This window comes from Erysipelatoclostridium sp. MSK.23.31 (assembly GCF_019125875.1).
Classification (GTDB): Bacteria; Bacillota_I; Bacilli_A; order Erysipelotrichales; family Coprobacillaceae; genus Thomasclavelia; species Thomasclavelia ramosa.
The window spans coordinates 1-10,488 of record NZ_JAHOCB010000074.1; the positions used below are offsets into that span (position 1 = coordinate 1).

A 10,488-nucleotide genomic window follows, 5' to 3' on the forward strand; every position below is an offset into this window, starting at 1 on the left:
AGAAAAGAGATAGCTTTCGCTATCTCTTAAGCCCCTCCACTATTGACACGGAGCCTTCATAATGGAAAATAAGGGGATAATTTTTAATATTCAAAAATTTAGTATTCATGATGGTCCAGGAATTAGAACAACTATATTTTTTAAAGGCTGTCCATTAAGATGTAAGTGGTGTTCTAATCCTGAATCACAACTAAAAGCAGTTCAAATTTTGTGGGATCATAACAAATGTACGCATTGCATGACCTGTATCAATAATTGTCCTACAGGTGCGATTAAATTAATTGCAGATAAAATTATTATTGATCAAAATAAATGTAATGGATGTTTGAGATGTGTTAATAAATGTCCTCAAATTGCCCTAAAAAATGAAGGTGAGTATAAAACAATTGATGAAATTGTGACAACCTGTCTTCAAGATAAAGATTTTTATGAAGAATCTAATGGAGGTATTACTATTTCCGGTGGAGAAGGAATGTCACAACCAGCATTTTTATTTCACTTAGTTAATGAACTAAAAAAACATCAGCTTCATTTAGCAATTGAAACAACCGGATATATTGAACATGAGCTTTTTACTAAACTTGCTCCATTATTTGATCTGTTATTATTTGATGTTAAACATTATGATCGTGAGCAGCATTTTTTAGGTACAGGTGTTTATAATGATTTAATAATTAAAAATTTAAAGTGGGCATTACAAAACAAAATAGAAGTATTACCAAGAATTCCTGTTATTCCAGATTTTAATGATTCATTAAATGATGCCAAAGGACTAGCAAGACTCTTAAAAAATATCGGTGTTTTAAAAATTCAATTATTACCATTTCATCAATTTGGTGAAAAAAAATATGAAATGCTCAATCTAGAATATAGTTTAAAAAATAAAAAAGCCCTCCACAAAGAAGACTTAAAAGAATATCAAAATATTTTTATCAATGAAGACATCAAGTGTTTTTTCTAAAAAGCTTACTATAAAATAAGCTTTTTTAATTTTCTACTTTCTTAACTTCAATTCCATGATCTAATAAATAATTTTCGCATTCTATTGGAATATGAGTATCAGTTACAATACATGCGATTTCCGCAGTAGGAATCAAAGTTACAACCCCTTTTTGCAAAAACTTAAATGAATCTGTCACAATTATAACTTTATCAGCTTGTTTTGCCATATCTCTAACTGTTTCGCTACGCATATAATCATTCCCAGTAAAGCCTGAGGTTTCAGTAAAGCCATCAGTTCCAATAAAAAGTTTATCAACAAAAAAAGATTCAACACATTTTTTTGTGATCGGTCCTACCATTACTTGTGATTCATTTTGATATTCACCACCAAGTAAAATAATTCTAATTTTAGCAACTTTACGAATATAATCGGCGATAAAAGCAGAATTAGTAATAATCGTAACATCTTTTTTGGTCTGCGCAATTTCTAAAGCAACCAATGCGCAACAAGAACCTGACTCAATCATTACGGTTTCACCATCTTCTATTGATTCTACCGCTAATTTAGCAATTCTTTGCTTAATATCATAATGATAAGCTAAACGATTATTTATATCATCACTAGAATTTAAAGTTGCAAATCCATGCTCACGAACAATCAATCCACTATTTTCCAATTGAATTAAATCTTTTCTAATTGTTACTTGTGAAACACTGAGTAACTGAGAAAGTTTAGTTACTTCCATTTTCTTATTCTCTGTTATTAATTCTAGTATTTTTGTATGTCTTGCCAACATCTTAACCATCCTCATCACCGCTCTTTTCTTTTATTACCTTATCATATTAATATTTCAAATACAATAAAAACAACTTTCGTTTCAATCATATTATTCTCAAAACGAAAGTTATTATTTCTAATAATAGAACGAAATTTTTTTACCACGATATTCCCGACATGGTAAAAATTGATGTTTAACACCTAAAAGTTTATGTGCCTTTAACAATCTAGCATCTGATAGACAATGACCAATATACTCCTTAGTTAATGGATAACGATTATGACTAGGCAAAATTGTTTCAATTTGATTTTGATATGTATTTAATTTTTCTAAGCTATGAATATACAAATCTAAATTTCGATGCTCACCAAACATATAAATCGGTCCTAATTGTACAATATCACCAACAATTAATAATTTCTTCTGAATATCTAAAAATGCAATACTTCCATAAGTATGTCCAGGTATCTCAATTACCTCAAAACAGTAATCACCAATTTCAATCAAATCCTTTTCTTTTAAACAATTAATTTTTATTGTTGTTTTAATTAAACCCTTATCTCCCTGATGTACATAACATTCTTGAAAACTATCAAGTCCCCCACAATGATCTCCATCACCATGAGTTAACAGTACTTTAAGCGGAAAACTAGTAAGTTTCTGAACTTCATTAATTATCTTCGTCTCAGGAAAACCAGTATCAATCAATATCGCTTCATTTCTACCGATAATTAGAAATTCTCGTACCTGACCATCATCTAAAATATATAAATCTTTAGCATATTCAGTTACTTCCACAATTAATCACCTTCTTTTACTCATTATAAAAGGTTATTGACACAACAAGCAATAACCTTTTATATTATTTATTAAATTTGATCATCTGCCCTCTTTTTCAAAATTTCAAAACGTCGATCAACTTCATCTTGAGCAGCCTGAACAATTTTTGTATACTTTGGATCACTTAAATGTTTAGTTCGCTGCATCATTGCAAACCAATCAATTAATGGAATCTTTTTCTTTGCTTTCTGTGGATCATATGTAAGATTATACTTACCCTGCTCAATTTCAAACAAAGGAAAATAACAACTATTTACCCCTGCTTCAATTACACTTTTTTCTAAATTTGGCTGATCACCCCAATTTAACGGACAAGCAGATAAAGTTCTCAAATATGCTAACCCAAACTCTTTAGCATAAGCCTTAGCTTTAATCGCTTTTCTAACAAAATCTATTGGATTAGATTCAGCTACAGTAGCAATATATGGAATATTTGTTGCAGCCATGATTGCTGGCATATCTTTATTAAAAAATGATTTTCCAAACTGATCTTGACCAAGATGAGAAGTCGAACTTTTAGCCCCTAATGGTGTTGAATATGATAATTGATAACCTGTATTCATATAACCACCATTATCATATTCAAAAATAATCATGTGATGGTTTCTTAAAGCTGCACCTAGTGCACTTCCCATTCCAATATCCATTCCTCCATCACCACTAACCATGATAAAAGTAATTTCTCCTTCGGGATATTCATGTCGTTTTACTTTTTGGTTAAACGCTTCTACGATTCCTGAAAGTGTCGCTGCCCCATTTTGAAATAAATTATGAACATACGGTACTTTAAAAGAAGTTTTTGGATAGGAAGTTGTTACAACCATTCCGCAGCCTGTTTGAAATAATAAAACAACATTTCCACTGATTGCACTTAATAATAAATTGACATTGACGGGAATCCCACATCCTGGACAAGCACCATGACCCCCAGATAAACGTTGGGGCATCTTTGCAATTTGATTAAGCGTAAACGGCTTAACTTCCATTATTTGTTTTTCTTCATTATAAACACACTTGAAGTCATCAGGAGTTTCTTTGATTGGTTTAAAAAATTGAGTTATTGGTTGTTCAATTTTACCGGGATAAATATGTAAATAATCAAATAATTTTACATCTTTTTGAAATCCCATTAATAATAATGCTTTTGCATCATCTTTATAAAAATCACGGCCACCTAAGCCATAAATTCTCGTAATTACACGGGTAGTGATCCCTGCCTCCTGCATTGCCGCCTTTATTTCTAAAGACATATTTCCACCATTGGCACCATAACTATCCTGACGATCACAAACAATCACTGTTTTAGGCACTTTAAAATGCTTAATTAATTCCTTACTTGGAAATGGACGCAGTACATTGATTGTAACTACTCCAACTTTTTTATCATCTTTGCGTAATTCATCAACAGCTCGTTTTGCACTGCTAAATCCAGAACCTAGAACAAACATTAAGACATCACAATCTTCATTTTGATAACTTTCTACATACTGATAAGCCCGATTAGAAATTGTTTCATATTCCTTAAAAATAGCCGGAATAACCTCTCGAGCTTCCTCCATTGCAAGATGAAGCTGGTATTTATTATTCATTAAATCCGGTTCATTCATATAAGAGCCAACTGTGACTGGATGTTCAAAATCAAGAATTTGATATTCAGGCAGATATTTACCTACAAAATTTTGGACAACTTGATCATCTTCAAAGACTTGACATTTATTTTTTTGATGGCTAGTAAAAAAACCGTCAAACGCAATAACTACTGGTAATTTAACTTTTTCAGCAATTTTTAGAGCACAAATGTTCATATCATAAACTGCCTGGGGACTATGAGCAAATAAAATAATCCATCCAGTATTTAACATATACATGATATCGCTGTGATCACCCTTGATTGAAAGTGGACCAGAAACTGTTCGACAAGCTACATTCATTACCATCGGAAATCGTGTTCCAGATTGAACTGGAAACTGTTCTAATGCATATAACAAACCATTGGCACTAGTCGCATTGAAAACTCTTGCCCCAGCAACGCTTGCACCATAACAAATTCCAGCCGCACTATGCTCACCTTCAGCAGCAATTAAAGCAATCTCATGCTTACCCTCAGCTTTCATTAAATCTAAATTCTCAGCAATCTGCGTTGATGGTGTAATGGGATAGTATCCCATTACATGATAATTAATCTGTTTAGCGGCATAAGCTGCCAATTCATTCCCACTTTCAAATACCATCTTTTGTTTTTCCATCACTTTTTACCTCCGTTATTTTTTCTACCTCCAAAAACGAATCACTCGTTATCCACGAATTTGCTCCCACATCTTCATAATCCATATGCTCAACAATTAAATCTTTGTTACGAATAAACCATTTTAAATTTGAATGTTCGCGTTCGACTCCACTAACCAGTGCTTGAGTTGGACAAATTTCAACACACCGTAAACATCCTTTACAATGATGATAATCCAAACCTTTATTTACCATCATCTTACGTCCTTTATAAATACCCGGTTCAAACTGAAAAACCATATCCGGACAAGTAATATAACATTGTGCACATTGAATACATTTTTCTTGGAGAAACAATGGTATATAGCCTTCCCGTGATGCACTTAAATCATTCGAAATAGTACTTCCAAAACAAGGATTCACACCACCAAGTGGTGCATTTTGATAACCCCAGTCATTTTCTATTTCACGATAAGGAATGAACGGATACTTACCATCATCATTAAACGTTTTACTAACAACACCATTATAACCTTCAATTATCCCTTCTTTATTTTTTTGTAATAGCTGAGGATATTTTTTACCCAAAGTAGCTTCAATCAATTCTAAAACTGTCTCTAAAGGAATAAAGCCACTCGCTTTAGCTAGTGCCCCCAGCATGATCATATTGACTTTACATTTTATTTTCATTGCTAAATAAATTGCATCAATACAATATATCGTTCCAGCACATAATTTTAATTTATCTCTAATTACATCTGGTTGCTCACCGCTGTTAATGACAATACAACTATTTTCATCGACTCCTGCTGTTACTTGTAACTTTCCTATCATCGCTTCATGAAAAAGCCCAAGCAAATGGGGTCGCGTAACGGGAGTATTAACAGTAATTTCTTTATCTTCATCACAATAACGAATAAACGCCTTGACTGGAGAACCTCGTTTCTCTGAACCGTAGCTAGAAAAGCTTGAAGCATTAAATCCTAGATAAGCCGCACCTAATTCACCTAATAATTTTCCACATAAATTAGCCCCTAACCCACCAACACTTTCTAAACGAATTTCATAATACCCTTCTTCATTTACTTTACTTAATTCTATCTTGTTCACTTCTTATACCTCCTAATTGAATAATTCCCGCTTTTATCGTCATCATTCCAAAAAAATAAAAAGTCTATTACTAGACTTAATCTTTTGATTTAGCTATTTGAAACAAACACATGAGCCCCCACGATGACTCCTAATTCAAAAATTAAAAATGAATTAATCAATCCATACATTTATATTATCTCCAATACTATAGTTTATCGAAAAGATAATATTTTTAAACTAATTTAATTATTATTTCTAAATAAAAAAAACCAACTCTAAAATGCACTATATTGGTTATATTAAAACAATATAGTGCACTTCAATCACCAGACTCTATAAAATATATTTATTAATAAAATTTGCAATTCCATCATGATTATTATCATCAGTTATAAAATCAGCAACACTCTTAGTTTTTTCACTTCCATTAGCCATGACTACTCCAACTCCAGCATTTAAAGTCATATCATAATCATTATCAGCATCTCCAAAAGTACATAAATCTGTCATTTCAATTTTATGCATTGCCATAACTTCTTGTAATCCATGCGTTTTAGAAACCCGAGGATCCATATATTCATATAAAATACTTGCTGTTTTTAAAGAAGCTGATTTATAGTTTGGATTAGAAAAAGTTTTACTTTTTTCAATAACTTTATCCATATAATCAGGTGCACAAACAATGATTAATTTGGCCCGTGGCTCATTTAAAAAGACATCAAAATCTACAACTTTATATGGCACACGATCATCACGTGCTAAATCACGAATATAATCATCATCTTTAGGTGCATATAATGTCCCTTCATACGGAATAGCAAAATTAAGATCCATTCCTTCATGATGTTTAATAATATCTTTTATTAATTCACCATCCAGCGGATAACTTGATTTATCAATATTTAATTGATAATCATATATTTCAGCACCTCCAGTCCCAACGATTGCATCAACCAAGCCACTAATTCCCCATACAGTTAAAAGTGTTTTAACGCTATGAACATCACGCCCTGTTGATAAACCAAATAAAATTCCTTTTTCTCTAATTTTCTTAATTGCTTCAACTGTCGCAGGTGAAACAATACCATCTTGATTTAACAATGTTCCATCAACATCACACATTACTGCTTTTATATTTGTTAGTTTATTCATCACAATACCTCCACTTAGTAAAATTATATAACCTTTGATTTTTATAACAATATTCGTATTTTTTTTTAACAAAAACTTCTCAAAAATAAATAAGTTCCTATCAAATCAATGATAGAAACTTTTCACTATTACTTTAAATATTCAATTACATCTTTTAATGATGAGATGATCTTAGTTGCTTTACTTGCAAAATCAGCTTCTGGATACTTCATATCAGGAATACATAAGACATCGATCTTACCATCATAGGCTGCTAAGATTCCTGATTCACTATCTTCTAACACTAATGCTTCACTTGGTGCTACATTAAGTTTTTTACATGCTGTTAAAAAAATTTCAGGATTAGGTTTTCCATGAATCACTTCATCACCACAGATCGTATCATCAAAATATTGTTCAATTTGTGCATTCTTTAAAATAACATCGACACGTACCCGTGCACTGCTAGTTGCCACAATTGTTTTATAATTATTTGCCTTTAAATATTTTAATAATTCTAATAATCCCGCTTTAAGAGGAACCTCTTTTGCTAAACGTTCATCAAGCCTAATATGTACATCATCCCATACTTCAGTCATTGGAAAGGCAGTTCCAAAATGATCATAAAATACTTGACATATTCCCTGCTTATTTTTCCCCAAACATAAGCGATATACAGCTTCATCAAAAGAATATCCTAATTGTTCTAATTTACGACAATACTCTTCATAAGTAACTCGCTCACTATCGATCATCAAACCATCCATATCAAATATAACTGCTTTTTTCATTATCTTCTCCTTATATTTCTGCAACAAACTTTTTAATATCTGTCAAAGCCGCTCCAATTGCTGCTGTTTCTTTTAAACATTGACCTATTTTAATATCTGGAACAGTAAACTTTAATGGATCCAAATCACTAACTAATTTTGTTAATAGATCAAGATCTTCATTTTCAAACAATGAAGCTATTTTACCACCAATAATTACTGGTGCATCTAAAACCATGGTTAAATTATGAATTGCTAATGCTAGATAATGAAAATAATCATTCCATGATTGCATTGCAGTTTGGTCTTTTTGCCGTAATTGTTTATAAAATTCTTCTAATGTCATATTTGTATGATTTTTTAATAAAGCATCTTCATTACAATAAGCTTCAAAACACCCTTTTTTACCACAATAACACTGACGTCCGTTCTCTACTAATGTCATATGCTCAAATGTCGAACTGTAATTATTTCCCTGGAAAACCTTTCCAGCCATAAATACAGCACTACCTAGATTATGATTTAAAGATAGATAAATAGCATCGTTATTATCTTCACTGAAATTTAATTCAGCAAGTCCAGCAGCATGAGAATCATGAATCATTTTAACTGGTAAATCACTAGATTTTTCAAACTTTTCTAACGTTAATCCCTGATTATTTAAAATTGGACCATAAATAACCTTTTTTCCATCCTGAGATACGATCCCCTGAATAGCTATAGTGATCCCTAAAAAATTTTCTTTTTTAATTTGTAAACAATCGATAAATTCATTTAATGCCTGTCCATATTGTTTAAAATAACTTTCACTATTATCATAAACTAAAGCAACTGTTTGTTTACGAATCAGTTGAGCATACAAATCTAAAGCAACAAAAGTTATTCCTTCTTTTAAAATACTGACACCAATTGCAATTCTAGATTGTTCCTTAATAGAGATTGCTAACGGCTTACGTCCCCCCGTAGACTCATTAATATCTTCTTTTTTTATCAAATCAGCCTGTTCTAATTCCAAGAGATTACTAGAAACAGTGGGCAAAGATAATTTTAATCTTTCCGCAATTTCCTGTTTTGTAATTTGCTTAGCTTGATATATCAGCTGATATACAATCTTACGATTATACTTTTTAATACTATAATCAACCATAAATACCACCTTATCTAAAAAACCTTTATAAAAGTATAACAGTTATCTAAATATATCGCAATGAATATCCAAATATCCTTATTACTTACTTTGAAAATAAAATAAACCATGCTATAATATGAATAAAGAAGACAGTATAAAACCCACTAAGTGATAATCAATGAATGATTATCACTTTTTAAAAATCGAGGTCAATTAATGAAAGAGACATATAGTAAGAATTATTTTGAAAAATATGCTGCATTAACCCTAACAAAAGTATTAGATGTATCAGCTGATAATATTATTCAAGCTGATCGTCCTGACCTTCGCATTCCAAAACGTAATTTTGGAATTGAAGTAACTCAAGCATTAACTCCAGCTGAAGCAGTTGCTGACATAAAAAAACCTTTATATAGTACTTTAAAATTAAATCCTTTCGACCATGATGAAAAAAATTTAGAATTCGTAATCAATAAAATAGATAATGCTCTTGAGCGAAAAGAACAAAAGAGCAAAAACTATGAGATTTATTTAGATAATGGTTTATATATTTTTTCACACTGTCACAATCTCCCTGAACATATGCTCTATGACTTTCTTAATCAATTAAATCTAGCTAACAGTTTTTATCAGCATATCTTTGTTAATTGTGTCGATCATCTCTATTACTATCGATGCCAAGAACAAATAATAATTAAAGTTGATTATAGCTTTCAAGAATTATCAGCCATGAATCAACTTGCTATTGATTTTGAAAAGCATTGTCATAAAGAACGCAGAAAAATTGAACTTCCTAAATCAAATAATGATGCTTAAAAGAATTGATCCAGATAATCATATAGATCAATTCTTTTTTATTTAATGCATATGATTTGATAACTTAATAAGCTCGATCTATAATCCAGTTGTAGTAAGAAAATTAAAATATTTTGTAGATTTACAACAATAAAATTACATACTAATAATGAGGTAAATCATTTAAAACAAAATATTAACTATCATATATCAATTTTATAGAAAGAGGTATAAATATGTTAGAAAAAGGAACAGTAGTATATTTTTTGATGAATGGCTATGTGATGTCTGGAAAGGTTTTTGATATTAGTGGTAATAATGATAATTATGAATTTAGTATTGAAGGTTATGCTGGATGTGCTGGGCCTCACATAATTTCTTCAAGTCAAATACATTTGACTGTTTTTCTAAGTCAAGAAGAAGCTGAAAAATACAAAGATAATCCCCAAATGTATTTACCAGCATATTGTTAATCCATACAAAATTTTATAAAAAATCAGCACACGGTGAACTGCCAAAAAATCAAATAATTGGAAAATCGTTTTTTATGGTAAAGTATAGTTTTAAATTTAAGAATATCGCTTAAAAAGTAGTTCTAAATTATAATTATCATATTATTTAATATCTAAAATTTTTACTTTTTTCAAATTCATATTTTCTTATATTAAATATTTACTATGAAATCTAAATTCATGTATATTTAAAAGCAGGTATATCGAATAAGATACAGGCTCTATACTAAAACTGGAGGGGAAATATATCCTGCTCCAGTTTTCTTATATTT

At 30.7% G+C, this 10,488-nt stretch carries 10 protein-coding genes; 3 read left to right on the forward strand and 7 right to left on the reverse strand.

Features of this window, described 5'->3' with window-relative positions; all coding sequences use genetic code 11:
- The first annotated feature begins 61 nt into the window (after positions 1 to 61).
- Positions 62 to 961, forward strand: coding sequence for a glycyl-radical enzyme activating protein (locus KSU54_RS17875; protein ID WP_117792776.1), 900 nt, complete (start codon positions 62 to 64; stop codon positions 959 to 961).
- 25 nt (positions 962 to 986) lie between these two features.
- Here the strand turns inward: KSU54_RS17875 and KSU54_RS17880 are convergent, their stop codons facing one another.
- The 7 genes from KSU54_RS17880 to KSU54_RS17910 form a co-directional block, all read right to left on the reverse strand.
- Positions 987 to 1,739 (reverse strand): DeoR/GlpR family DNA-binding transcription regulator, encoded by a 753-nt coding sequence (locus KSU54_RS17880; protein WP_008791248.1) that lies wholly within the window; start codon positions 1,737 to 1,739, stop codon positions 987 to 989.
- A gap of 117 nt (positions 1,740 to 1,856) precedes the next feature.
- On the reverse strand, positions 1,857 to 2,519 hold the full coding sequence (locus tag KSU54_RS17885; RefSeq protein ID WP_117582488.1) for an MBL fold metallo-hydrolase: 663 nt from the start codon (positions 2,517 to 2,519) through the stop codon (positions 1,857 to 1,859).
- A gap of 71 nt (positions 2,520 to 2,590) precedes the next feature.
- Positions 2,591 to 4,807, reverse strand: a complete 2,217-nt coding sequence (locus KSU54_RS17890; protein WP_003535954.1) for a thiamine pyrophosphate-dependent enzyme — start codon at positions 4,805 to 4,807, stop codon at positions 2,591 to 2,593.
- A complete protein-coding gene (locus KSU54_RS19360; protein WP_003535953.1) occupies positions 4,782 to 5,897 on the reverse strand; it encodes a 2-oxoacid:acceptor oxidoreductase family protein in 1,116 nt (371 codons plus the stop codon). The genes KSU54_RS17890 and KSU54_RS19360 overlap by 26 nt, the downstream gene beginning before the upstream one ends.
- Before the next feature lie 315 nt (positions 5,898 to 6,212).
- Positions 6,213 to 7,031, reverse strand: coding sequence for a Cof-type HAD-IIB family hydrolase (locus KSU54_RS17900; RefSeq protein WP_008791243.1), 819 nt, complete (start codon positions 7,029 to 7,031; stop codon positions 6,213 to 6,215).
- A 128-nt stretch (positions 7,032 to 7,159) separates the two neighbouring features.
- Positions 7,160 to 7,801 (reverse strand): HAD family hydrolase, encoded by a 642-nt coding sequence (locus KSU54_RS17905; RefSeq protein ID WP_008791242.1) that lies wholly within the window; start codon positions 7,799 to 7,801, stop codon positions 7,160 to 7,162.
- Between the two features lie 10 nt (positions 7,802 to 7,811).
- Positions 7,812 to 8,927, reverse strand: a complete 1,116-nt coding sequence (locus tag KSU54_RS17910; protein WP_003535950.1) for an ROK family transcriptional regulator — start codon at positions 8,925 to 8,927, stop codon at positions 7,812 to 7,814.
- Positions 8,928 to 9,125: 198 nt separating this feature from the next.
- Here KSU54_RS17910 and KSU54_RS17915 point away from each other — a divergent pair, with 198 nt between their 5' ends.
- Both KSU54_RS17915 and KSU54_RS17920 read left to right on the forward strand, forming a co-directional pair.
- The gene (locus KSU54_RS17915; RefSeq protein ID WP_003535948.1) at positions 9,126 to 9,725 is read left to right on the forward strand and encodes a hypothetical protein; all 600 of its coding nucleotides are present in this window, start codon (positions 9,126 to 9,128) and stop codon (positions 9,723 to 9,725) included.
- 215 nt (positions 9,726 to 9,940) lie between these two features.
- Positions 9,941 to 10,177: a hypothetical protein gene (locus KSU54_RS17920; protein WP_003535946.1), complete on the forward strand. Its 237-nt coding sequence runs from the start codon at positions 9,941 to 9,943 to the stop codon at positions 10,175 to 10,177.
- Positions 10,178 to 10,488 lie beyond the last annotated feature (311 nt).